At 71.6% G+C, this 23220-nt stretch carries 19 protein-coding genes; 16 read left to right on the forward strand and 3 right to left on the reverse strand.

Annotated elements, in window-relative coordinates; translation table 11 throughout:
* Nucleotides 1-5: 5 nt before the first annotated feature.
* From OG352_RS04200 to OG352_RS04240, 9 genes are all read left to right on the forward strand, one after another.
* Nucleotides 6-872 (forward strand): ATP-binding cassette domain-containing protein, encoded by an 867-nt coding sequence (locus tag OG352_RS04200; protein ID WP_329214450.1) that lies wholly within the window; start codon nucleotides 6-8, stop codon nucleotides 870-872.
* A 26-nt stretch (nucleotides 873-898) separates the two neighbouring features.
* Nucleotides 899-1756, forward strand: a complete 858-nt coding sequence (locus OG352_RS04205; RefSeq protein WP_329214452.1) for a sugar phosphate isomerase/epimerase family protein — start codon at nucleotides 899-901, stop codon at nucleotides 1754-1756.
* A 107-nt stretch (nucleotides 1757-1863) separates the two neighbouring features.
* A complete protein-coding gene (gene iolC, locus OG352_RS04210; RefSeq protein WP_329214454.1) occupies nucleotides 1864-2832 on the forward strand; it encodes a 5-dehydro-2-deoxygluconokinase in 969 nt (322 codons plus the stop codon).
* 4 nt (nucleotides 2833-2836) lie between these two features.
* Nucleotides 2837-3709 carry a Cgl0159 family (beta/alpha)8-fold protein gene (locus tag OG352_RS04215; RefSeq protein ID WP_329214456.1) on the forward strand — a complete coding sequence of 291 codons (873 nt, stop codon included), beginning with the start codon at nucleotides 2837-2839 and terminating at the stop codon, nucleotides 3707-3709.
* Entirely contained in the window at nucleotides 3706-4584 is an 879-nt protein-coding gene (iolB, locus tag OG352_RS04220) for a 5-deoxy-glucuronate isomerase (RefSeq protein WP_329214458.1), read from the forward strand. The genes OG352_RS04215 and iolB overlap by 4 nt, the downstream gene beginning before the upstream one ends.
* A complete protein-coding gene (iolD, locus tag OG352_RS04225; protein ID WP_329214460.1) occupies nucleotides 4581-6458 on the forward strand; it encodes a 3D-(3,5/4)-trihydroxycyclohexane-1,2-dione acylhydrolase (decyclizing) in 1878 nt (625 codons plus the stop codon). The genes iolB and iolD overlap by 4 nt, the downstream gene beginning before the upstream one ends.
* A 13-nt stretch (nucleotides 6459-6471) precedes the next feature.
* On the forward strand, nucleotides 6472-7962 hold the full coding sequence (locus OG352_RS04230; protein ID WP_329214462.1) for a CoA-acylating methylmalonate-semialdehyde dehydrogenase: 1491 nt from the start codon (nucleotides 6472-6474) through the stop codon (nucleotides 7960-7962).
* A gap of 34 nt (nucleotides 7963-7996) precedes the next feature.
* Nucleotides 7997-9193, forward strand: coding sequence for a Gfo/Idh/MocA family protein (locus OG352_RS04235; protein WP_329214464.1), 1197 nt, complete (start codon nucleotides 7997-7999; stop codon nucleotides 9191-9193).
* Between the two features lie 29 nt (nucleotides 9194-9222).
* Nucleotides 9223-10221, forward strand: coding sequence for a sugar phosphate isomerase/epimerase family protein (locus tag OG352_RS04240; RefSeq protein ID WP_329214466.1), 999 nt, complete (start codon nucleotides 9223-9225; stop codon nucleotides 10219-10221).
* A gap of 85 nt (nucleotides 10222-10306) precedes the next feature.
* Here OG352_RS04240 and OG352_RS04245 read toward each other — a convergent pair whose 3' ends face one another.
* A complete protein-coding gene (locus OG352_RS04245) occupies nucleotides 10307-11296 on the reverse strand; it encodes an SMP-30/gluconolactonase/LRE family protein (RefSeq protein ID WP_329214468.1) in 990 nt (329 codons plus the stop codon).
* A gap of 214 nt (nucleotides 11297-11510) precedes the next feature.
* Between OG352_RS04245 and OG352_RS04250 the strand changes: the two genes are divergently transcribed.
* A complete protein-coding gene (locus OG352_RS04250; protein WP_329214470.1) occupies nucleotides 11511-11801 on the forward strand; it encodes a zinc-ribbon domain-containing protein in 291 nt (96 codons plus the stop codon).
* A 28-nt stretch (nucleotides 11802-11829) separates the two neighbouring features.
* On the opposite strand, the gene OG352_RS04255 is transcribed toward OG352_RS04250, so the two are convergent.
* Together OG352_RS04255 and OG352_RS04260 are read right to left on the reverse strand one after the other, a co-directional pair.
* A complete protein-coding gene (locus OG352_RS04255; RefSeq protein ID WP_329214472.1) occupies nucleotides 11830-12912 on the reverse strand; it encodes a sugar ABC transporter substrate-binding protein in 1083 nt (360 codons plus the stop codon).
* On the reverse strand, nucleotides 12909-15275 hold the full coding sequence (locus OG352_RS04260) for a SpoIIE family protein phosphatase (protein ID WP_329214474.1): 2367 nt from the start codon (nucleotides 15273-15275) through the stop codon (nucleotides 12909-12911). Before OG352_RS04260 ends, OG352_RS04255 begins: the two co-directional genes overlap by 4 nt.
* Before the next feature lie 132 nt (nucleotides 15276-15407).
* Between OG352_RS04260 and OG352_RS04265 the strand changes: the two genes are divergently transcribed.
* The 6 genes from OG352_RS04265 to OG352_RS04290 all read left to right on the forward strand — a co-directional run bounded on the left by OG352_RS04265 (nucleotide 15408) and on the right by OG352_RS04290 (nucleotide 23217).
* Nucleotides 15408-16511 (forward strand): sugar ABC transporter substrate-binding protein, encoded by a 1104-nt coding sequence (locus OG352_RS04265; protein ID WP_329214475.1) that lies wholly within the window; start codon nucleotides 15408-15410, stop codon nucleotides 16509-16511.
* Between the two features lie 20 nt (nucleotides 16512-16531).
* On the forward strand, nucleotides 16532-17305 hold the full coding sequence (locus OG352_RS04270) for an ATP-binding cassette domain-containing protein (protein WP_329214477.1): 774 nt from the start codon (nucleotides 16532-16534) through the stop codon (nucleotides 17303-17305).
* Nucleotides 17299-18510 carry a sugar ABC transporter permease gene (locus OG352_RS04275; RefSeq protein WP_329214479.1) on the forward strand — a complete coding sequence of 404 codons (1212 nt, stop codon included), beginning with the start codon at nucleotides 17299-17301 and terminating at the stop codon, nucleotides 18508-18510. Before OG352_RS04270 ends, OG352_RS04275 begins: the two co-directional genes overlap by 7 nt.
* A 240-nt stretch (nucleotides 18511-18750) precedes the next feature.
* Entirely contained in the window at nucleotides 18751-20985 is a 2235-nt protein-coding gene (locus OG352_RS04280; RefSeq protein ID WP_329214481.1) for a sensor histidine kinase, read from the forward strand.
* Between the two features lie 73 nt (nucleotides 20986-21058).
* Nucleotides 21059-22135 (forward strand): right-handed parallel beta-helix repeat-containing protein, encoded by a 1077-nt coding sequence (locus OG352_RS04285; protein WP_329214483.1) that lies wholly within the window; start codon nucleotides 21059-21061, stop codon nucleotides 22133-22135.
* Between the two features lie 35 nt (nucleotides 22136-22170).
* A complete protein-coding gene (locus OG352_RS04290) occupies nucleotides 22171-23217 on the forward strand; it encodes a methyltransferase (protein WP_329214485.1) in 1047 nt (348 codons plus the stop codon).
* Nucleotides 23218-23220 lie beyond the last annotated feature (3 nt).

Below are 23220 nucleotides of genomic sequence, written 5' to 3' on the forward strand. Positions count from 1 at the left end.
CTCTTATGACCATCACGAACGACACCACGACCGACGACACCTCGACCGAAGAGGCCGCTGTCGTCGAGCTGAAGGCCACGGGCAAGTCCTACGGCAACATCCGTGCCCTGCACGGTGTGAGCCTCGCCGTGCACCCCGGCAAGGTGACCTGCGTCCTCGGTGACAACGGCGCCGGCAAGTCCACCCTCATCAAGATCATCTCCGGGCTGCACCAGCACACCGAGGGCGAGTTCCTCGTCGACGGCGAACCGGTGCACTTCACCACCCCGCGCCAGGCCCTCGACCGCGGCATCGCCACCGTCTACCAGGACCTCGCCACCGTCCCGCTGATGCCCGTCTGGCGGAACTTCTTTCTCGGCTCCGAGCTCACCAAGGGCCCCTGGCCCGTACGGCGTCTCGACATCGAGAAGATGAAGAAGACCGCCGACGAGGAGCTCCGCAACATGGGCATCGTCCTCGACGACCTGGACCAGCCCATCGGCACGCTGTCCGGCGGCCAGCGCCAGTGCGTGGCCATCGCCCGCGCCGTCCACTTCGGCGCCCGCGTCCTCATCCTGGACGAGCCCACCGCCGCCCTCGGCGTCAAGCAGTCCGGCGTGGTCCTGAAGTACATCGCCGCCGCCCGCGACCGCGGCCTCGGCGTCATCTTCATCACCCACAACCCCCACCACGCCTACATGGTCGGCGACCACTTCAGCGTCCTGCGCCTCGGCACCATGGAACTCTCCGCCGACCGCAGCGAAGTCAGCCTCGAAGAACTCACCAACCACATGGCCGGCGGCGCCGAACTCGCGGCCCTGAAGCACGAGTTGGCCCAAGTGCGCGGCGTGGACGTCGAGGAGCTCCCCGACGCCGCCACCGTCTCCTCCTGACCGACACATCCGGAAGGCAACCCGTCGTGAAGATCGCCCTCGACCCGTACATGATCCGCAACGTGCCGTTGCTCGAACTGCCCGCAGTGGTGGCCGAGTTGGGCTACGAGTGGATCGAGCTGTCTCCTCGGGAGGACTTCATCCCGTTCTTCCGGCACCCCCGCGTGGACGACGCCACCGTGCGTAAGTTCCGCAAGGCGCTGGACACGGCGGGTGTCGGTATCTCCTCGCTGCTGCCGCTGTTCCGCTGGTCGGGTCCGGACGAGGACGCCCGGCAGGCGGCCGTACGGTACTGGAAGCGTTCGATCCAGATCGCCGCGGACCTCGGTGTGGACAGCATGATCTCGGAGTTCAACGGGCGGCCCGAGGACTCCGACCGCAGCGAGGCGCAGTTCTGGAAGTCGCTGGAGGAGCTGCTGCCGGTGTTCGAGCGGGAGGGCGTCCGGCTCGCCCTGGAGCCGCACCCGGACGACTTCATCGAGAACGGGTACGACGCGGTCAACCTGATCCGGGGCATCAACAACCCCAACGTCAGCTTCCTGTACTGCGCCCCGCACACGTTCCACATCGGCAACGACGCCCCGGGCATCATCAAGTACGCCGGTGACCTGCTGACCCACGTGCACCTGGCCGACGTCTTCGACCACAACGCGTCCTCCGGGAACCGGTACATCCTCAACCCGCCCGGCACCACGGCACGTGTCCACCAGCACCTCGACATGGGCGAGGGCGAGGTCGACTTCGACGAGCTGTTCCGCGAGCTGAAGGCGAACGGTTTCGACGGCACCCTCACCGCGTGTGTCTTCGCGTGGGAGGAACGGGCCAAGGAGTCCTCGGTGTTCATGCGCGAGAAGATCACCGAGTACCTGTCCGCGGCGCAGTAGCCACTCCCCCCTGTGCCGGCAGGTGAGCAGGGGCGTCGTCCGCGCTTTTCTTAAAGCGCTTTAACAGTCACCACCGAAACAGTCACCACCGAGAGGAAACCAGCGAGATGCCGTTCGAAGTGCTGACCATGGGTCGCGTGGGGGTGGACGTGTATCCACTCCAGACAGGCGTGGGACTTGCGGAGGTCACTTCGTTCGGCAAGTACCTCGGCGGCAGCCCGACCAACGTCGCCGTCGCCGCCGCCCGGTACGGCCGCTCGGCCGCCGTGATCACGAAGACGGGCCGGGACCCGTTCGGCGAGTACGTCCGTACGGCCCTCACCGGCTACGGCGTCGACAGCCGCTACGTGGGGACGTCGGACATCGCGCCGACGCCGGTGACGTTCTGCGAGATCTTCCCGCCGGACGACTTCCCGCTGTACTTCTACCGGCTGCCGAAGGCTCCCGACCTGGACATCGAACCCGGTGAGCTGGACCTGGACGCGGTGCGGGACGCGCGGATCTTCTGGGTGACCGGGACCGGGCTGAGCGAGGAGCCGAGCCGTTCGGCCACCCTCGCCGCGCTCGCGCACCGGGCCAAGTCGGGCTCCACCGTCTTCGACCTCGACTGGCGGCCGATGTTCTGGTCGGACCCGTCCGAGGCGCGGGCGTACTACAAGGAGGCCCTGCGGCACACGACGGTCGCGGTCGGCAACCTCGACGAGTGCGAGGTCGCCACCGGTGAGCGGGAGCCGTACGCCGCCGCCAAGGCGCTGCTGGCGGCCGGTGTGGAGCTGGCGGTCGTGAAGCAGGGGCCGAAGGGCGTGCTCGCGATGGACCGGGACGGCTCGGCCGTCGAGATCCCGCCGGTCCCGGTCGACGTGGTCAACGGCCTGGGCGCCGGTGACGCCTTCGGCGGCGCCCTCTGCCACGGCCTGCTGGCCGGCTGGGACACCCGCCGCACCGTCTCCTTCGCCAACGCGGCGGGCGCCATCGTCGCGGGCCGGCTGGCCTGCTCCGAGGCGATGCCGACCGAGGCCGAGGTCGACACCAAGCTCCACGAGGCGTCCCTCGCCTCCACCGAACGAAAGGCGTGACGACGTGCTGTCCGACAACGTGAGCCGGATCGTGGCCGCCCGGGTGAACGATCCCGGCGCCATCGCGGCCGCCGCCGCACGCCGGGTGAAGGCCACCTCGCTGCTGGGCGAGCACGGCAAGGCCATGATCGTCGCGGCGGACCATCCGGCGCGCGGCGCCAACGGCGTCGGCGGCGACCCGAACGCCATGGCCGACCGCTTCGAGCTGCTGGACCGCCTGTGCACCGCGCTGGAGCGGCCGGGTGTGACGGGCGTGCTGGGCACGGCCGACATACTCGAGGACCTGCTGCTGCTCGGCGTCCTGGACGGCAAGAGCGTCTTCGGCTCGATGAACCGGGCCGGGCTCGCGGGTTCGGTCTTCGAGATCGACGACCGCTTCACCGGCTACGACGCCGAGGCGCTCGCCGACATGGGCTTCGACGGCGGCAAGATGCTCACCCGCATCGCCCTCGACGACCCGGCGACGCCGTCCGTGCTGTTCGACACGGCGAAGGCGGTCAACGAGCTGAACGACCGTGAGCTCATCGCCATGGTCGAGCCGTTCCTGTCCTCCTGGCAGGACGGCAGGATCCGCAACGATCTCTCCACCGACGCCGTCATCAAGTCGATCACCATCGCCTCGGGACTGGGCCGGCGCACCGCCTACACCTGGCTGAAGCTGCCGGTGGTGGAGAACATGGAGCGCGTCCTGGCCTCCTCCACCCTGCCGGCGCTGCTGCTGGGCGGCGAGGTCACCGACCCGGAGGCGGCCTTCACGTCCTGGGGCAAGGCGCTCAAGCAGCCCACCGCACAGGGCCTGGTCGTCGGCCGCTCCCTGCTCTACCCGGCAGGCGGCGACGTGGCCGGTGCGGTGGACAAGGCGGTGAGCCTGCTGTGAACGACACGAGCAAGTACCACCTGCGCAGCGGGACGGCGGCCGACGGCCCCTACGACCTCCTGGTCACGCCCGAGTCGGCGGGCTGGGGATACTCCGGGCTCAGGATCCTGACCCTGGGACCGGGTGAGGCGCACTCCCTGTCCACACACGACTCCGAGTTCCTGGTCCTGCCGCTGACGGGCTCCTGCTCCGTCACCACGGACGGCAAGGCCTTCGAACTCGAGGGACGGACGGGCGTGTTCGCCTCGGTCACCGACTTCGCGTACGTACCGCGCGAGTCGGAGGCACTCATCAGCAGCGCGCAGGGAGGCCTGTTCGCGCTGCCCTCCGCCCGTACCGAGCGGAGCGGTCTGACCGCTCGGTACGGGCGCAAGGAGGACGTGCCGGTGGAGCTGCGCGGCGCGGGCGCGTGCTCACGGCAGGTCAACAACTACTGCCTGCCCGGCACGTTCGAGGCCGACCAGCTGCTGGTGTGCGAGGTGCTCACACCGGGCGGCAACTGGTCCTCGTACCCGCCGCACAAGCACGACGAGGCCCGGCCGGGTCTGGAGTCCGAGCTGGAGGAGATCTACTACTTCCAGGTCTCGGGCGAGAACGGCTTCGGCTACCAGCGGGTCTACGGCACGCCGGACCGCCCGCTCGACGTGCTCGCCGAGGTCCGCTCCGGCGACACCGTGCTGATCCCGCACGGCTGGCACGGGCCGTCGATCGCCGCCCCCGGCTACGACCTCTACTACCTCAACGTCATGGCCGGTCCCGGTCAGGACCGCGCCTGGCTGATCTGCGACGACCCCGCACACGGGTGGGTGCGCACGACGTGGGCGGCGCAGGACATCGACGACCGGCTCCCGTTCGAAGGACCCAACGAGCAATGAACACCGTCCGACTCACCACCGCACAGGCCCTCGTGCGCTTCCTGGCCAACCAGTACAGCGAGCGCGACGGCCAGGAACAGCGCCTGATCCCCGGTGTCTGGGGCATCTTCGGGCACGGCAACGTGGCCGGGATCGGGCAGGCGCTGCTGCAGGCCGCCACGACCGGCGAGGCCGACCTGCCCTACTACCTGGCGCGCAACGAGCAGGGCATGGTGCACGCCTCGGTGGCCTACGCGAAGATGCGTGACCGCCTGGCGGCGTTCGCCTGCTCGGCGTCGACCGGCCCCGGCTCGACGAACATGATCACCGGTGCGGCGCTGGCCACCACCAACCGGCTGCCGGTGCTCCTGCTGCCCAGCGACATGTTCGCGACCCGTGCCGCCGACCCGGTGCTCCAGCAGTTGGAGGACAGCCGGGGCGGGGACGTCACGGTCAACGACGCCTTCCGCGCCGTGTCGAAGTACTTCGACCGCGTCTCGCGTCCCGAGCAGCTGATCCCGGCCGCGCTGGCGGCGATGCGGGTGCTGACCGACCCGGTGGAGACCGGCGCGGTCACTCTCGCCCTGCCGCAGGACGTGCAGGCGGAAGGCTACGACTGGCCGGTCGCGTTCTTCCGGCGGCGGGTGTGGCACGTGGGCCGGCCGGTGCCCGAGCCGGCCGCGATCGAGCGGGCCGTGCGGCTGCTGCGCGGCGCGAAGAAGCCGCTGATCGTGGCGGGCGGCGGGGCGGTGTACTCCGGCGCCGAGACCGCGCTGCGGGCCTTCGCCGAGGGCACCGGCATCCCGGTCGCGGACACGCACGCGGGCAAGGGCGCGGTGCCGTGGGACCACCCGTGCGCGGTCGGCGGCATCGGCTCGACGGGTTCGTACGCGGCGAACGCGCTGGCGAAGGAGGCCGACGTCGTCGTCGGCATCGGCACCCGGTACTCCGACTTCACCACCGCCAGCCACACCGTGTTCGGCAACCCGGACGTCACGTTCGTCAACCTCAACGTGGCCCGTCTGGACGCCGTCAAGCACTCGGCGGAGCCGCTGGTCGCGGACGCCCGGCTCGGCGTCCAGGCGCTCGCGGCGGCGCTGACGGACTGGGAGGTCGCGCCGGAGTACCGGGCGCACACCCGTCAACTCATCGCCCGTACGCGGGAGATCGAGGACAAGTGCTTCAACGTCGGGCACACCCCGCTGCCCGCGCAGACGGAGATCCTGGGCGCCCTGAACGACGTCCTCGACGACCGGGCGGTCGTGATCAACGCGGCCGGGTCGATGCCGGGTGACCTGCAGCAGTTGTGGCGGGCGCGGGATCCGAAGGCCTACCACGTGGAGTACGCGTACTCCTGCATGGGCTACGAGGTCGCCGCCGGCGTCGGGGCGAAGATGGCCGATCCGTCGCGCGAGGTCGTCGTCCTGGTCGGCGACGGCTCGTATCTGATGATGGCCCAGGAGATCGTGACCATGGTCTCCGAGGGCCTGAAGGTCATCATCGTGCTCGTCCAGAACCACGGCTTCGCGTCCATCGGCGCGCTGTCGGAGTCCCTCGGCTCGCAGCGGTTCGGTACCAAGTACCGCTACCGGGACGGGGATTCGGGTCTGCTCGACGGCGAGGTGCTGCCCGTCGACCTGGCGGCCAACGCCTCCTCGCTCGGCGCGGACGTCCTGCACGCCACCTCCGTCGAGGAGTTCCGGGTCGCGATGGAGAAGGCCAAGGCCGCCACCCGCACCACGGTCGTCCACGTCGAGACCGACCTCTACGGGCCGAACCCGCCCGGGCACGGCTGGTGGGACGTCCCCGTCAGCGAGGTCTCCGCCCTGGACACCACCAAAGCGGCCCACGACACCTACGCCACCCACAAGCGCGCCCAGCGGCACTACCTCTGAGAAGGAACGTCTCGTGACTACCATCGCCCACTGGATCAACGGTTCACCGGTCCCGAGCGCGGACACCGCGCCGGTGTTCAACCCGGCCACCGGTCAGGAGCAGGCCCGGGTCGTCCTGGGCTCGGCCGCCGACGTGGACGCCGCTGTCAGCGCCGCCGCGAAGGCCTTCGAGACCTGGTCGGAGTCCTCGCTCAGCCAGCGCACGCAGGTCATGTTCGCCTTCCGTCAGCTCCTCGTCGAGCACGAGGAGGAGCTGGGCCGGATCATCTCCGCCGAGCACGGCAAGACCGTCGACGACGCGCGCGGTGAGATCACCCGCGGCCGGGAGGTCGTGGAGTTCGTCTGCGGGCTCGGCGACGTGCTGAAGGGGTCCTTCTCCGACCAGGTGTCGCGCGGCGTCGACGTGCACAACTTCCGTCAGCCGCTGGGCGTCGTCGCGGGCATCACCCCGTTCAACTTCCCCGCCATGGTGCCGCTGTGGATGCACCCGATGGCCATAGCGACCGGCAACACGTTCATCCTGAAGCCGAGCGAGCGCGACCCGTCCGCCGCGAACTTCGTCGCCGAGCTGTACAAGCGGGCCGGTCTGCCCGACGGCGTCTTCAACGTCGTGCACGGCGGCAAGCCGGCCGTGGACGCGATCCTGACCCACCCCGGCATCGAGGCCGTCTCCTTCGTCGGGTCGACGCCGATCGCCAAGTACGTGCACGAGCAGGCCACCGCGCACGGCAAGCGCGTCCAGGCCCTCGGCGGCGCCAAGAACCACGCCGTCGTCCTGCCCGACGCCGACCTGGAGTTCGCCGCCAACCACATCACCGCCGGCGCCTACGGCTCGGCCGGCGAGCGCTGCATGGCCGTCTCGGTGGCCGTCGCGGTCGGCGGCGCCGCCGACGCCCTGGTCGAGGTGCTGGAGCGCAAGGCCCGCGAGATCAAGGTCGGCCCCGGTGACGTCGCCGGCACCGACATGGGCCCGCTGGTCACCAAGGTCGCCCAGGAGCGCGTCGAGAACGCCGTCGGCGTCGCCGCCACGCAGGGCGCCACCGTCGTCGTCGACGGCCGCGGCCTGAAGGTCGACGGCCACGAGGAAGGCTTCTTCACCGGCCCCTCCCTCCTCGACCACGTCACGACCGAGATGGACGCCTACAAGGAGGAGCTGTTCGGCCCGGTGCTGGCGATCGTCCGCGCCGAGTCCCTCGACGAGGCGATCGACCTGATCAACGCCAACCCCTACGGCAACGGAACGGCCCTGTTCACCGCCTCCGGTGAGGCCGCCCGTCGCTTCCAGCGCAACATCAAGGTCGGCATGATCGGCATCAACGTGCCGGTGCCCGTCCCGATGTCGTACTACTCCTTCGGCGGCTGGAAGGACTCGCTGATCGGCGACTCCCCCATCCACGGTCCCGAGGGCATCCGCTTCTACACCCGCCCCAAGGTGGTCACCACCCGCTGGCCGCAGCCCGCCCAGCAGGTCACCGCCGGTTTCAACTTCCCCACCTCCAACTGAGATTCCCCACCGGGACTTTTCGAAAGGCACCACCATGACCACCTCGGGCAAGCCCCTTTCCGTCGCGGTGATCGGAGCCGGCATGGCCGGCCGCAGCCACGCCGCCGGTTACCGCAACGTCAACACGGTCTTCGGCGCCGGTCTGCCGCCGGTGCGGCTGGCCGCGATCGCCGACGCCAACGTCGCGCTCGGCGAGGACGCCGCCCGCCGCTACGGCTTCGAGAAGGCGCTCCCGAGCTGGGAGGCCGTCGCCGAGGACCCGACGATCGACGCCGTCAGCATCGTCGTGGGCAACGCCCTGCACCGCCCGATCGCGGAGGCGCTGGTCGCCGCGGGCAAGCACGTGCTGTGCGAGAAGCCGCTGGCCGGTTCGCTGGAAGACGCGCGCGCGATGGCCGAGCTGGAGCGCTCCGCCGACGTCGTGACGGCCGTCGGCTACACCTTCCGCCGCTCCCCCGGCATCGCCGGCATCCGTGACCACGTGCAGCGCGGTGAGCTGGGTGACCTCACCCTGTTCAGCGGGCGCTACTGGTGCGACTACGCGACCGACCCGCGCGGTCCGCTGAGCTGGCGCTTCAAGGGCGGCGCGGGTTCGGGCGCGCTCGGTGACATCGGCTCGCACGTCATCGACGCCGCCGAGTACGTCGCCGGTCCCATCGTGTCCGTCTCGGGCGCCGTCCTCTCGACGCAGATCACCAAGCGTCCGCTGCCGCTGGGCGCGGTCGTCGGGCACAACGCCGCTCCGGTCTCCGACGAGGTCGGCGAGGTGGAGAACGAGGACACCGCGTCCTTCACCGCCACCTTCGCGTCGGGCCTGGTCGGCACCTTCTCGGTGACGCGCACCGGCTTCGGCCTGCCCAACGGGCTCGCCTTCGACGTCCTGGGCGTGGGCGGGCGTGCCGCGTTCGACCAGCACCGCCCGGCCGAGTACCTCTTCGACGACGCCCAGCCCGACGCCCGCACCCAGGGCGCCCGGCAGGTCATCGTCGGACCGCACCTGCCGTACTTCGCCGGCGGTGTCCCGATGGAGGCCGCGGGCGTGGGCGCCAACAACGCCGACAACTTCACGTACCAGACCCGGGCCTTCCTGGACCAGGTCGCGGGCGTCGCCGAGCCGCTGCCGGCCTGCGCCACCTTCGCCGACGCGCTGCGCACCATGGAGATCATCCAGGCCGTCGTCGACTCCTCCCGCAACGGCGGCGTCGCCGTCGCCGTTCCGCCCGTCGCCTGACGTCCCGCACGCATCCAAGGAGCACCCACATGGCCCTCAAGCTCGGCGCCTACACCGCCTGTCTGCACGACCGCCCCCTCACCGAGGCCCTCGACATCCTCAAGGAGAACGGTCTGACCTCGGTGGAGGTCAACACCGGCGGCTTCATCCCCTCCCCGCACTGCCCGGTCGACCTGCTGCTGTCGTCGGCCAAGGCCCGCGAGGAGTACCTGGCGACCTTCGCCGAGCGCGGGATGGAGCTCACCGGCCTCAACTGCAACGGCAACCCGCTCAACCCGCTCCCCGGCGTCGGCCCGAAGCACGCCGACGACCTGCGGCGCACCATCCGCCTCGCCGGTCTGCTGGGCGTCAAGCACGTGGTCACCATGTCCGGCACCCCCGGCTCCGACCCCGACGCCAAGTACCCGTCCTGGGTCGTCAACCCGTGGGACGGCGTCTACATGGACGTCCTGGACTACCAGTGGGGCGTGGCCGTCGAGTTCTGGAAGGAGATCGACGCGCTGGCCCGGGAGAACGACGTCCGGGTCGCCATCGAGATGCACCCGCACAACGTCGTCTTCTCCCCCGTCACGCTCAAGCGTCTCGTCGACGCGGGCGGCCTGACGAACGTCGGCGCGGAGATGGACCCGTCCCACCTGATGTGGCAGGGCATGGACATCATCGCGTCCATCAAGTGGCTGGGCCCGCTGGTGTTCCACGCCGCCGCGAAGGACGCGACGCTCTGCCCGGGCGCCGACATCCGCGGCGTCCTGGACACGTCGTTCGCCCGTGTGCCCGCCGACGACCCGGGCAAGGTCCCGACCGGCTACGGCTTCTGGTGCAACTCCTGGCCCGAGAACCCGGCGTGGAAGTTCGTCGCCGTCGGCAACGGCAACGGGATCCCGTTCTGGACCGAGTTCCTGCGCGCCCTCGCCGAGATCGACCCGCAGATGGCCGTGAACATCGAGCACGAGGACGCCGCCTACTCGCAGACCGAGGGTCTCGCTCTGGCGGCGAAGAACCTGCACAGCGCCGCCTCCGAGCTGTGACCTGACCCGTCCCGTACACCCACGTGGCCCCCCTACCCGCTCGCCGGGTACGGGGGCCGCGTCGTGCGGTGACCGGTCCGGTCCGCTAGCCGCGGTCGCGCTGGTGGACGCGGGCCAGGAGCAGGTTCGGGTCCTGGCCGGTGAAGTACGCGGCGCTGGTGACGTAGGCGGTGCGGCCGCGTACGGCCACGGAGGTGGGGTTGGACAGCCCGTCCTGCCGGGTGAGGACGATCTTGTGGGTGCCGTCGGGGCGGACCAGGGCGATCCGGTTGCCGACGAGCAGGGCGGCGAGGACGGTGTCCCGGTGCCGCTCGACGAAACCGAAGTCGTCGATCCCGGCCAGGCCGCTGGCCCGGGTCCGGATCGCTCCGGCGGAGCCGTTCTCGCGCACGGGGATGCGCAGCAGGGTCGCGGCGTCGCTGTTGGAGACCCACACGGCGTCGTGGTGGACCCGCAGGCCGTTGGCTCCGATGCCGGACGCGGGGGGCGCGGTGCCGGGTTCGAGTTCGGCTCCGGTGGCCCAGAGCGTGGGCTCGCCGCCCGCGCGCGGGACGCGCCAGACGGCGCCCAGGACGGAGTCCGCGGCGTAGAGCACGCCCCGGCGCTCGTCGAGGGCGAGGCCGTTGGGGAAGCCCTTCGGCGGGAGCTTGGCGATCTGCCGGGGTGCGCTGCCGTCGGGGGCGATGCGCCAGATGCCGGTCTTGGCGGTGCCGGTGGCGTAGGTGACGTAGAGGGTGCCGTCCTCGGCGCGGGCGATGCCGAGGACGACGGCCGCGCCGACGACGGGGGTGCTCGGGTTCGCGACGGCGGGCAGGGTGGCGAGGATCCGCGTCCGGCCCTCCCGGGTGACGTTGGCGACCTGCCGGGCGCCCGCGAACGTCAGGTCGGCGGAACCGTCGGGTTCGAGCGCGATGTTCTCCGGTGTCTGTCCCTCGGCGAAGTCGAAGTGGGCGACGACGCGCGGGGCGGAGACGGCCGGCTCGCCGCCCGCGGCGGGAGCCGTGGCGAGCAGGCCGAGGGCGAGAGCGGCGGCGGCGGTGCCCGCCAGGCGTGGGAGTCGGGGCAGTCGGGGCATGGGCCTGTGGACCTCTTCGGGAGGGGGGCGGGGGTGCGCCGCCGGGCGGCGGCCAGACGACCATGGCGGTGCCTGGGCGGTGGCCGCCGCCGTCGCGGCCGGGCGTTCGCCCACGTGGCCCAGGGCATGGACCCGGCTGCCGCTCACGCGGGTGACCCGGCATGCCGCAGACTGTCCCGTGCGGACCGACACTCGACCGGTAAGGAAGCACAGCGTGATCATCTTCGGCACCAAGGGATACCTCTACCAACTGGCGATACTGACGCTGCTGTGCGGGAGCTGCGGCAACCCCGCCGCGCACACGCTCAGGAAGCGGGTCACGAAGTTCACGCTGTTCTTCGTGCCGCTGTTCCCGTTCTCGACGAAGTACGGGACGCAGTGCACGTTCTGCGGCGCCGAGCAGAAGGCGACGAAGGAGCAGGCGGACCAGTTGCTGGCGCAGAGCGCGGGCGCCGGCGGGGGCCAGCAGTACGGGCAGCCTCAGCAGCAGCCGTACCAGAACTGACGGCCGGCCCGCCTCGTCCGCCTCGGCCTCACGGTGTGAGTCCGGCCCGGTCGCAGGCGGCCCGGAGTTCACGGGTGCAGATCTGGCCGGCGGTGTAGACGCCGGCCTTGATCAGCGTCCGCCGGATGTCCTGGGCCGTGACCGCGGTCGGGGTGAGCAGGACGGCCGGGATGTCCTTGGTGGTGGGGCTGTCGATGGTCGTCGTGGCGCTGTCGCCGGGGTCCTCGCCGCGTCCGACGGCGACGGCCATGGCGGCGACGGCGGCGGTCTCCTTCGCGAACGACTTGTACACCGTCATGTACTGCTCGCCCTTGACGATGCGCCGTACGGCGTCGAGGTCGGCGTCCTGGCCGGTGACGGGCGGGAACGTGGTGACGCCGGCTCTCTTGAGGGCGGCGACGACGCCCGCGGCGATGGAGTCGTTGGCGGCGAGGACGCCGTCGATGCGGTCCGGGCCCAGGGCCGCGATGGCGGCGGACATGTTGACGTGGGCGTTCTGCGTGCTCCAGTCCAGGGTGTTGTAGGACCGGCCGATCCTCACCTCGCCGGTGAGGGCGGACAGCGCGCCCTCGCGGTACAGGGCCGCGTTGGCGCTGGTCGGGTCGCCGTTCACCATGACGACCGTCGGGCGCCCGGACTTGTTCTCCGTGGCCTTCAGGAGCGCCTCGCCCTGGAGCCGGCCGACCTGGAGGCCGTCGAAGCCGACGAAGCCTGCGATCGGGCCTTCGGCGAGGCGGTCGTAGGCGATCACCGGGACGCCCGCCCGGCGTGCCTCCTGGATCGAGGAGCGCATGGCCCGGGTGTCGGCGGCGTCCAGGATCAGGACCTTGGCGCCCTTGGTGACCATGGAGATCAACTGACCGCGCTGGCGGGTCACGTCGTTCTCGGCGTTGGCGTACTCCACCGTGCAGGCGGGGCACAGCTTCTTCACCTGGGCCACGATCAGCGGCCGGTCCGAGTGTTCCCAGCGCGGGACGGCGCGGCTCGGCAGCAGCAGGCCGACGGTGAAGCCCTCGCCCCCCGTGTCGTTGTCTCCGCCGCAGGCGGCCAGGGGCATCGTCATCAGTGCCGCGGCGAACAGCGCGGCGATGTGCCGGCGTCGGTTTCTCATGGCGCTCTCTCCGGTTCGGCGATCCCGCCCGGTACGGTGATCTCGCTCCACACCTGTTTGCCGCCGGCCACCGGGACCGAGCCGAAGGACTCCGACATCGCCTCGACCAGGAGCAGGCCTCGGCCGCCGGTCGACTCCCAGTCGACGATCACCGGTTTGGCGGGCGCGCGCGGCGAGGAGTCGCTCACGCTGACGCGCACCCGGTCCCCGCGCAGGACGAGGTCGACGCGGACCGGGCCCTGGGTGTGCACCAGGGCGTTGGTGACGAGTTCGGAGACGACCAGCAGCACCGCGTCGGCGGCCTCCTGGACCTGCCAGCGGCGCAGGGTGCGCGCGGTGAAGCGGCGGGCGTGCATGACGGCGTCGGGCAGCCGCCACACCATCCAGCCGGCCCGGATCGGGCGGGTCTCCATGCCGTCGTAGCGCAGGAGCAGCAGCGCCACGTCGTCCTCCCGGCGGCCGAGGTCGCCGAGGAGGGCGTCGGCCATGATCCCCGGGTCTGCGGGGTCGGCGGCGGCGAGGGCGACGCGGGTGCGGCGCATGCCCTCGTCCAGGGGCAGGTCGGCTGCCTCGACCAGGCCGTCGGTGACCAGGGCGATGACCGTGCCGGGGGTCAGTGCGACGGCCGTCATGGGGAAGTCCGCCTCCGCGAGGATGCCCAGCGGGGGCCCGCCGGCGACCTCGACCTCCTCGGTGGATCCGTCGGGGTGGCGCAGCAGGGGCGAGAGGTGGCCGGCCCGGACGAAGAGGGTGTTGCCCTCCTCCATGTCCAGTTCGGCGTAGCAGCAGGTGGCGAACAGGTCGGTCTCCATGGCGACGAGGAGCCGGTTGGCGTGGGAGACGACCACGTCGGGCGGGTGGCCCTCCATGGCGTAGGCGCGGACCGCCGTACGCATCTGGCCCATGATCGTCGCGGCTCCGGCGCTGTGTCCCTGGACGTCGCCGATGACGAGGGCCACCCGGTCCTCGGAGAGGGCGATGACGTCGTACCAGTCGCCGCCCACCTGGAGGCCGCGGCGGGCGGGCAGGTAGCGGGCGACGGCGGTGCCGCCGGGGAGTTCGGGCAGCCGCCGGGGCAGCAGGCTGCGCTGGAGCATCGTCGCGAGTTCCTGCTCGGCGTCGTGGGCGTGGGCGCGTTTGAGGGCCTGGCCGACGAGGGCGGCGGTGGCGGTGAGCAGGGACCGCTCCACGGGGACGAACTCGTGCGGCTGGTCCCAGCCGACCAGGCACACGCCGGCGACCCGGCCCTTGGCGGGGAGCGGCAGGACGGCGAGGCCGCCGGCGCCGATGCCGGCCAGGCCGGGTTCGAGGACGGTGCCGGCGGGCCACAGGTCCATCCGGCCGTCCCGCAGGGCCGCCTGGAGGGTGGGCAGGGCGCGCAGCGGGGCGTCGGGCCATTCGGTGCGCCACTCGGTGCCCCAGACCTGCGGCCAGGCGGTGGCCTGGGGCGGGTCGAGGACGGTGACCATGAGCCGGTCGTCCTGGAGCGCGGCGAGGGCCACCCGGTCGGCGGCCAGCGGCTCGCGCAGGGCGGAGACCACGACGCGGCCGACGTCGCGGACGGTCGCGGCGTCGTCGAGGGCGGCGGTCAGCCACTGGATGCGGGCGACGTCGTCGTCGCCGCGGCGCAGGACCGGGGTCGCCGTCACCACGCCGAGCACCTGTTCCGGCCCGTCGGCGGTGGCGGCCTCCACCCGGCAGCTCAGGCTGAGCCAGCGCATCTCGCCGGTGGGGCCGCGGACCCGGAACTCCAGGTCGCGGCGGCCGGAGGCCTGCCCGGACGGCTCCAGGACCGACATCAGGGCGTGCATGTCCTCCGGGAGGGCGTGGGCGAGCAGGGTGTCGGCCTTGCCGTCGAAGTCGTCCGGTGTGATACCGACCAGGTCGAGCAGGATGTCGTCGGCCTCGATCAGGCCGGTGTCCGGGAAGAGGACGAAGAAGCCGATGCGCAGGCTGCGCAGGGCGGGCGCCAGCAGCGGCGTCGGCCGCGGCGGGTCCGCGCCCGGCGGGAGGAGTGCGGCGACCGCGTCGGCGAAGCGCTCCAGGAACCGGCGTTGCTCGGTCTCGAAGCCGTCCGCCGAGGCGCTCATGACCAGGAGGCAGCCCAGTCGTCCGCCCTCCGGGCCGAGGGGCAGCGCGGCCAGCGGGGTGCCGGCGGTGAGCCAGACGGGGCGGTCGGTGCGCAGGGCGCGGGCGGCGGGCGAGTCGCCGGACAGCGGCAGGTGCTCCGGGGGCGCCGATCCGGAAGGGGTACCTCCGGACGTGTCAACCAACCGAAGCTCTTTGTCGCCGGCGCCGGACGCGTAGACCGCTGCCAGTGTCGCTCCGGCGATGGTCAGGGCCCGATCGAGGCAGGTCCGCACCGTACCTCCCGTCCTGTCTCAGGTGCCGACAGGTTGAGATCGGGGCACCCACCCACCAGAATCGCATACAAGGATCAACCGAACATATCGACCACATGTCCACCTTATTGTCATCGACGGCAGGTACCACTGATGAAGGCCCGCATCCGGGACACGGCCGCCACCCCGACCGCCGTCGCCACGGCGGTCGTGCTGACGCTCGTGCTGGCGGCCTGCGGCGGTGCGGGCACCGGCGACGATCCCGACGGGGGCAACGGACCGCGCATCGGCGTGCTCCTGCCGGACGCCACCACGGCGCGCTGGGAGGCGCAGGACCGGCCCCTGCTGGAGAAGAGGATCAAGGAGCTGTGCGACACCTGCACGGTCGAGCACGCCAACGCCAAGGGCGACGTGGCCCTCCAGCAGGAGCAGATGGACTCGATGATCACCAAGGGCGTCGACGCGATCGTGCTGGTGGCCGTGGACGCCCGGTCGCTCGGCGCGACGGTCACCAAGGCGCACGCGGCGGACATCCCCGTCATCGCCTACGACCGGCTCGCCGAGGGCCCGATCTCGGGGTACGTCTCCTTCGACGGCGTGGAGGTCGGCCGGCTCCAGGGCCGGGCGCTGCTGAAGGCGATGGGCGACAAGGTGCCCGGCGCGCAGATCGTCATGATGAACGGCGACCCCAGCGACCCGAACGCGAAGTCGTTCAAGGAGGGCGCGCTGTCCGTGCTCGACGGGAAGGTGAAGATCGGCAAGGCCTACGACACCCCGCAGTGGCGGGCCGAGACCGCGCACATGAACATGTCCGGCGCCCTCGCGGCGCTCGGCGCCGACTCCATCGACGGGGTCTACGCGGCCAACGACGGCCTGGCCGGCGGGAGCATCGCCGCCCTGAAGGCCAACAAGGTCGCCCCGCTGCCCCCGGTCACCGGGCAGGACGCCGAACTCGCGGCCCTGCGGCGCATCGTCCTCGGCGAGCAGTACATGACCGTCTTCAAGCCGTTCAAGCCCGAGGCCGCCGCCGCCGGCGCCATGGCGGTGGCCGCGGCGCGTGGGCAGAGCCTGGGGAAGGTGGCCACCGGCCGGGTGCCGGCGCGCGGCGGGGAGGCGGTCGCGTCCGTCCTCCTCACCCCCGTGTCGGTGACCGCCGGCACCATCCGGGACACGGTGGTGAAGGACGGCCTGCACACGGTCCGGCAGATCTGCACCCCCCAACTCCGCGCCGCCTGTGAGAGGGCCGGACTGACCTGACACCCGAGGAGTTGGTTTGTGTGCCGGATCCCCCCTTGCTGGCGCTGCGCGGCGTGTGCAAACGCTTCGGCGTCGTCGACGTCCTCACGGACATCGAGCTGGAGATCCACTCCGGGCAGGTCGTCGCGCTCCTCGGGGACAACGGAGCCGGCAAGTCCACCCTGGTCAAGGTGATCTCCGGGGTCACGCCCGCCGAGAAGGGCGTCATCGAGTGGCAGGGGAGGCCGGTCCAGATCAGACGCCCGCACGACGCCCGGGACCTGGGCATCGCCACCGTCTACCAGGATCTCGCGCTGTGCGGGAACCTCGACGTCGTCGGGAACCTGTTCCTCGGCCGGGAGATCCGCAGGTCGGGGTTTCTCGACGAGGTGGAGATGGAGCGCCGCACCAGACGGCTGCTGGAGCGCCTGACCAGGCGGCTGCCCGAGCTGCGCGGCCCCGTCGTCGCCCTCTCCAGCGGCCAGCGGCAGACGGTGGCCATCGCCCGCTCGCTCCTCGGCGACCCGCGGGTCCTCCTGCTGGACGAGCCCACCGCGGCGCTGGGCATCGAGCAGACCGGCGAGATCCTGGACCTGATCGACGAGTTGCGCGAACGCGGTCTGGGCGTGCTGCTCATCAGCCACAACATGGGCGACGTGAAGGCCCTCGCGGACCGCGCCGCGGTGCTGCGCCTGGGCCGCAACAACGGCTTCTTCGACGTGAACACGGCGTCGCAGGAGCAGATCATCTCGTCCATCACCGGCGCCACGGAGAACGTGCCCCGCCGGCCGGCCGGCCGGGAGACGGGGTGGTGACGCGGGTGCGGGCCGTCGTGCGGGCCGCGGAGGGCGGGGTCGCGGTCGTCCGGCGCAAGCTCAGCGCCGGTGAGCTGGGTTCGCTCCCCGTCGTGCTGGTCCTGGCCGTCGTCTGGATCACCTTCCAGTCCCTCAACGAGAACTTCCTCTCGCCCCGCAACCTCTCCAACCTCAGCGTGGACATCGTGGGCACCGGGATGATCGCGGTCGGCATCGTCTTCGTACTGCTGCTCGGCGAACTCGACCTGTCCGTCGGCTCGATCAGCGGTCTGGCGGCGGCTGTCTTCGCCGTGCTGAACGTGAACAACGGGGTGCCGGAGTGGCTCGCGCTGATCGTCGCGGTGCTCGCGGGCACCGTCGCGGGCACCGTCCAGGGCTACTCCATCGGCCGCACCCGGGTGCCGGCGTTCGTCGTCACGCTCGCCGGGCTGCTCACCTGGAACGGCCTCATGCTGGCCATCCTCGGCGAGAGCGGCACCGTCAACCTCGACGAGAACGGGCTGATCGCCAAGCTGACCAGCTACTACTTCACCGACGACGCCGTCGCCTACGGCCTGGCGGCGCTCGCCGCGGGCGCGGTCTTCCTCGTCTCCGACCGCGACCGGCGCCGCCGCCGGGCCGTCGGCATGCCGCACCGCTCGCTGCGCCTCATCGTGGTGCGCGCCGGGGGGCTCGCGGTGCTCGCGTTCACCATCGCGTATCTGCTCAACCGGTTCCAGGGCCTGCCCCTCGCCCTGCTGATCTTCCTCGTGGTGGTGGCCGGCCTCGACGTCGTGCTCCGCCGCACCCACTACGGACGGCAGGTCTACGCCCTCGGCGGCAGCGTCGAGGCGGCCCGCCGCGCCAGCCTCAACGTGACGGCGGTGCAGACCGCGGTGCTCGCGGCCTCGGGCACGATGGCCGCGATCGGCGGCCTGTTCCTGGCCTCGCGCATCACCTCGGTGAGCCAGAGCTCGGGCTCCGGGGTCCTGCTGGTCAACGCCATCGCGGCGGCCGTCATCGGCGGCACCAGTCTGTTCGGCGGGCGCGGCACGACCTGGTCGGCGGTGCTGGGCATGCTGGTCATCCAGTCGATCGCCTCCGGTATGGCGATCACGGACACTCCCCCGGCCGTCCAGTTCGTGATCACGGGCGGGGTGCTGTTCGCCGCGGTGGTCATCGACTCGCTGTCGCGACGTTCCCAGGAGGCGCACGGCCGGGCCTGACGGCGCACGCCAGGTCTGCCCACGTCCGGTCGGCACACGACTGCTCAGCACACGACTGGCCAGGGCGCGACCATCTTGGTTAAATGTTGCACCACTTTTGAACGCGGCACCGTCGACCCTTCGTAGTGAGGGGTACCCGGCGCGTCACGCACGAGGCGCTCCAGCGGCGATAGGACGACTTTGCCGAACAACTCACCGACGACGGAGCGGCCGAGGAAGTCCCTCCGCCGCAACCGGCCCGTGGGCAGACGGCTCCGGGCCGTTCTGCTGATCCCGGTGCTCGTCGCCCTCGCGCTCGGGGGCATTCGGGTGCAACGTTCGGTGGACATCTGGCAGGACGCCGACGACACGGTCCGCGTGGCCGAACTGGTGCGGGCGGCGAACACCTACGCGAGTGACGCGATCAACGAGCGCGATGTGTCGGTGATCCCGCTGCTCAGGGACGGGAAGCCATCGGACGCGGTCGTCCAGGCCCGGAGGACCACCGACGCGGACGCGCGGGCGTTCGACGCGGCGGTCGCCCGTATGCCGAAGACCGCGGGCCTGCTGCGGCGCGTGCAACTGGTGCGCGACGGTGAGCGGCAGCTCGCCGGCGTGCGGGCCGCCGCCTTCACGCCCCGCATGTCCGGGGTGGAGTCGGAGGAGAGCTACCACGCCGTCCAGCACCCCCTGATGGAGCTCTCCAACGAACTGGGCTTCGGCCGCGGCAACCGGACGAGCCTCGGCCGCAGCCTCTACGCCGTGTCCCTGACGCAGGCGGCCGAGTCCCTGATCCGGTCCATCGGCACACACCTGCTGGTACAGGACCGCGACAGCCTCGCCCGGGGCGAGTTCCAGGCCCAGCTCGCCTCCTTCCGCTCGTACGCCTATCTCGAACAGGTGGGGCTCCAGGAGTTCGCGGGCGCCGGCACCACCGAGGACATGGCGAGGCTGACGAAGGCGCTGGCCGACGCGGAGGCGCGCGGCAGGGAGCAGACCGGGCGGGCGGAGGAGCAGGCCGAGGCGGCGGGGCGGACGTTCGTCACCCCGCCCGGCATCGACGACATGGTCGCCGAGATCTCCGCCGGGAAGCCGGCCGCGGAACTCGCCGCGCGGGGCATCACCCCCGAGTCGTTCTTCGCCGCGTCCACACTGAGCTTCGACGCCTACCGGAGCGTCCAGGTGAACCTGACCGACGCCGCCCTCGCGAGCGCCGACACCATCGCCGACGACGCGCGCCGCGACGCCATCACCCACGCCGCGCTCGTCCTCGCCTCGGTGCTCGCCGCGTTCCTGCTCGCCTCCTGGATGGCCCGCACGATGAGCACCGACATGCGCCGGCTCAGCGGCTTCGCCATCGAGATCGCCGGACAGCGGCTGCCGACGATGATCGACCGGTTGTCCCAGGCCGACCCCGGCCAGGTCGACACCCGGGTCACCCCGATCCCGATCGACACCACCGAGGAGATCGGCGAGGTCGCCCGGGCCTTCGACCACGTCCACCGCGAGGCCGTCCGGCTCGCCGCGGAACAGGCCCGGCTGCGGGGCAACATCAACACGATCTTCACCAACCTCTCGCGCCGCAACCAGTCCCTGATCGAACGTCAACTGGCGCTGATCACCCGCCTGGAGGACAACGAGACCGACCCGGACCAGTTGGCGAACCTGTTCCGGCTCGACCATCTCGCCACCCGGGTCCGCCGCAACGGCGAGAACCTGCTCGTACTGGGCGGCGAGAGGCCCGCCCAGCAGTGGGACCGGCCGCTCGCGCTGGTCGACGTGATCCGCGCGGCCTCGTCGGAGGTGGAGCAGTACGAGCGCATCCGGTTCGCCGGCCTCCCGGAGGCCCAGATCGACGGCCCGGCCGTGACCGACCTGGTGCGGCTGCTCGCCGAACTGCTGGAGAACGCCACCGCGTTCTCCTCCCCGCAGTCGGAGGTGCGGGTGACCGCGGTCCGGCTGCCCGACGGACGGATCATGGTCGAGATCCACGACGAGGGCATCGGGCTGCGGGCCGACGACTTCGCGACGATCAACCACAAGCTGGCCAACCCGCCCACCGTCGACGTCGGCGTCTCCCAGCACATGGGACTGTTCGTGGTCGGCAGACTCGCCGAACGGCACGGCATCCGCGTCCAGTTGCGCCCGTCCGGCGAGCGGTCCGGCACCACGTCCCTGGTCATGCTGCCCGACACGGTCGCCCAGCGCTCACCGGACGCCCTGCCCGACTCCGACACCCTGGCCCTGACCCTCCTCAAGGGCATCCCGGCGCCCCGCCACACGGCCTTCCCGGACTCCGGCGACGCCTTCACGGACTACGAGGCCTGGCAGGACGACGCGACCCGCCTTCCCCCCACCCCGACCCCACCGGCCCCAATCCCACCGGCCCTGGACCTTCCGGACCTTCCGGACCTTCCGACTCCGGACCCCGCCCCCCGCCGCACACGCCGCCGCCCCCGCCGCGCTCCCGGCGGCCACAGCCGCCGCGCCCGGTAGGCGTCACGCGCGACGCGCCGCCGGATGGCCGATCCCGCCGGTTCGGGGCCTTTCGGGTCATAACGTGCACAATATGAAGAAATGCCATATCGCATATCTGGCGTGCGCGGCAGCGCTCCTCGGGACGGGGCTCGGGGCCGCTCCGTCGGTCGCCGGTCACTCGGGCGCCGGGCACACGGTTCATCGGGTCCAGCCGGGGGAGTCGATCCAGAAGGTGGTGGACGCCGCCCAGCCGGGTGACACCGTGCTGCTGGCCTCCGGCACCTACCACGAGAGCGTCACGGTGAGCACGTCCGGGCTGACCCTGCGCGGCATGGGCCGCGACACGGTGATCGAGCCGGACCCGGGCGTGAAGGCCGTCGGCGCCTGCGCCGAGGCCGGCAACGGCATCTGTGTCCAGGGCACCAAGGACCGCGCCGTCGCGGACGTCACCGTCGCCGCCCTGACGGTGACCGGCTTCACCAAGTCCGGCGTCTCCGCCACGTCGACCGACGGGCTGACCGTGCGGAGGGTCGCCGCGCTGAAGAACGGGGTGTGGGGCATCGCCGCCGAGCGCTCGGTCCACAGCCTGTTCCGGGACAACACCGCCCGGGACAACGGCGACGCGGGTCTGTTCCTCGCCAACTCGATCAGCGAGGAGCAGGGCGCCACGGACACCGAGGGAACGCTGGTCGAGCACAACCGGCTGGAGGGCAACCGGATCGGCGTCACGGTCCGCCGCCTGCGCGACCTCACCGTCGCGCGCAACCGCCTCACCGGCAACTGCGCGGCCGTGTTCGTCGTCGGCGACGAGAACAAGCCGAAGGCCGGGTTCGTGACCGTGCGCGCGAACCGCATCGAGCGCAACAACAAGTCGTGCCCGAAGACCGCCCGGCTGGACGCGCTCCAGGGTTCCGGCATCGTCCTGACCGGCGCCGAGGACAGCCTCATCACCGGCAACGTCATCAAGGACAACGCCGGCACGTCCCCGCTGTCGGGCGGCATCGTCCTGTTCAAGAGCTTCGTGGGCACCACCAGCGACCGCAACCGGATCACCGGCAACGTGCTGCGGGGCAACTCCCCCGCGGACCTGATCAACGCGGACACCGGCGTCGGCAACACCTTCCAGGGCAACTCCTGCCGGGCGTCGCAGCCCGCCGGCCTGTGCTGAACAACCCCCACCCCCAGAAGGAAGGAAGGCGGGACATGACGACCGTTCAGACCGTTCCCACCGCTCAGGCCGCCCCACCGCCGTCCATGCGGCTGCGGGAGCTCGCGTTCGGGGCGGCGTGCGCCGCCGCCCTGCGCGCGGCGGCCCGGCTCGGCGTCGCCGACGCCCTCGGCGACAGCCCCATGGCCGTGGAGGACCTCGCGGCCGCGGTGAAGGCCGAACCCCGGCCGCTGCGCCGGCTGCTGCGCGCCCTGTCCTGCTACGGCGTCTTCGCCGAGCGGCCGGACGGGACGTTCGCGCACACCGACGTCTCCCGGCTGCTGCGCGAGGACGACCCGAACAGCCTGCGCGCCATCTCCCTGTGGTGCACCGAGCCGTGGACCTGGGACGCCTGGCCGCTGCTGGACGAGGCGGTGCGCACCGGCCGCAACGTCGTGGAGGACCTCTACGGCAAGGAGTTCTTCCCCTACCTGAACGAGGACGCCCCGGAGTCCGCCGACGTCTTCAACCGCGCCATGACGACGTCCAGCGTGCAGTCGGCGCGGGACGTCGCGGACTTCCTCGACCTGTCGGGGAGTTCGTCGGTCGCCGACCTCGGCGGCGGCCAGGGGCACGTGGTGGCGAGCCTGCTGGACAAGTACCCCGCGATGCACGGCACCCTGGTCGACCTGCCCCGGGTGGTGGAGAACGCGGTGCCGAGGCTGCGCGCGGGCGGCGACCTCGCGGACCGGGCGCGCGTCGTGCCCGGCGACGTCCGTACGGCCGTACCGGTGAAGGCCGACGTCTACGTCATCAAGAACATCCTGGAGTGGGACGACGAGAGCACCGCCCGCACCCTGCGCAACGTCCGCGAGACGGGCGGCCCCGGGACACGCGTCGTGGTCATCGAGAACCTGGTCGACGACACGCCGTCGATGCGGTTCAGCACCGCGATGGACCTGATGCTGCTCCTCAACGTCGGCGGGGCGAAGCACACCACCGAGAGCATGATCGGCCGGCTGACCGAAGCGGGCCTGGTCATCGACCGGATCAGCCCGGTCAACCCGTATCTGCACGCGTTCGACTGCCACATCCCCGCCTGACCC

It is taken from the genome of Streptomyces sp. NBC_01485, from assembly GCF_036227125.1.
In the GTDB taxonomy this organism is placed as follows: domain Bacteria; phylum Actinomycetota; class Actinomycetes; order Streptomycetales; family Streptomycetaceae; genus Streptomyces.

Bases quoted from the DNA above. Each gene is read 5' to 3' on its own strand.
- OG352_RS04285 (WP_329214483.1), top strand. From the start codon at position 21,059: ATGAAGAAATGCCATATCGCATATCTGGCGTGCGCGGCAGCGCTCCTC.
- OG352_RS04200 (WP_329214450.1), top strand. From the start codon at position 6: ATGACCATCACGAACGACACCACGACCGACGACACCTCGACCGAAGAG.
- OG352_RS04265 (WP_329214475.1), top strand. From the start codon at position 15,408: ATGAAGGCCCGCATCCGGGACACGGCCGCCACCCCGACCGCCGTCGCC.
- iolD (WP_329214460.1), top strand. From the start codon at position 4,581: ATGAACACCGTCCGACTCACCACCGCACAGGCCCTCGTGCGCTTCCTG.
- OG352_RS04240 (WP_329214466.1), top strand. From the start codon at position 9,223: ATGGCCCTCAAGCTCGGCGCCTACACCGCCTGTCTGCACGACCGCCCC.
- OG352_RS04235 (WP_329214464.1), top strand. From the start codon at position 7,997: ATGACCACCTCGGGCAAGCCCCTTTCCGTCGCGGTGATCGGAGCCGGC.
- OG352_RS04290 (WP_329214485.1), top strand. From the start codon at position 22,171: ATGACGACCGTTCAGACCGTTCCCACCGCTCAGGCCGCCCCACCGCCG.
- OG352_RS04255 (WP_329214472.1), bottom strand. From the start codon at position 12,912: ATGAGAAACCGACGCCGGCACATCGCCGCGCTGTTCGCCGCGGCACTG.
- iolC (WP_329214454.1), top strand. From the start codon at position 1,864: ATGCCGTTCGAAGTGCTGACCATGGGTCGCGTGGGGGTGGACGTGTAT.
- OG352_RS04245 (WP_329214468.1), bottom strand. From the start codon at position 11,296: ATGCCCCGACTGCCCCGACTCCCACGCCTGGCGGGCACCGCCGCCGCC.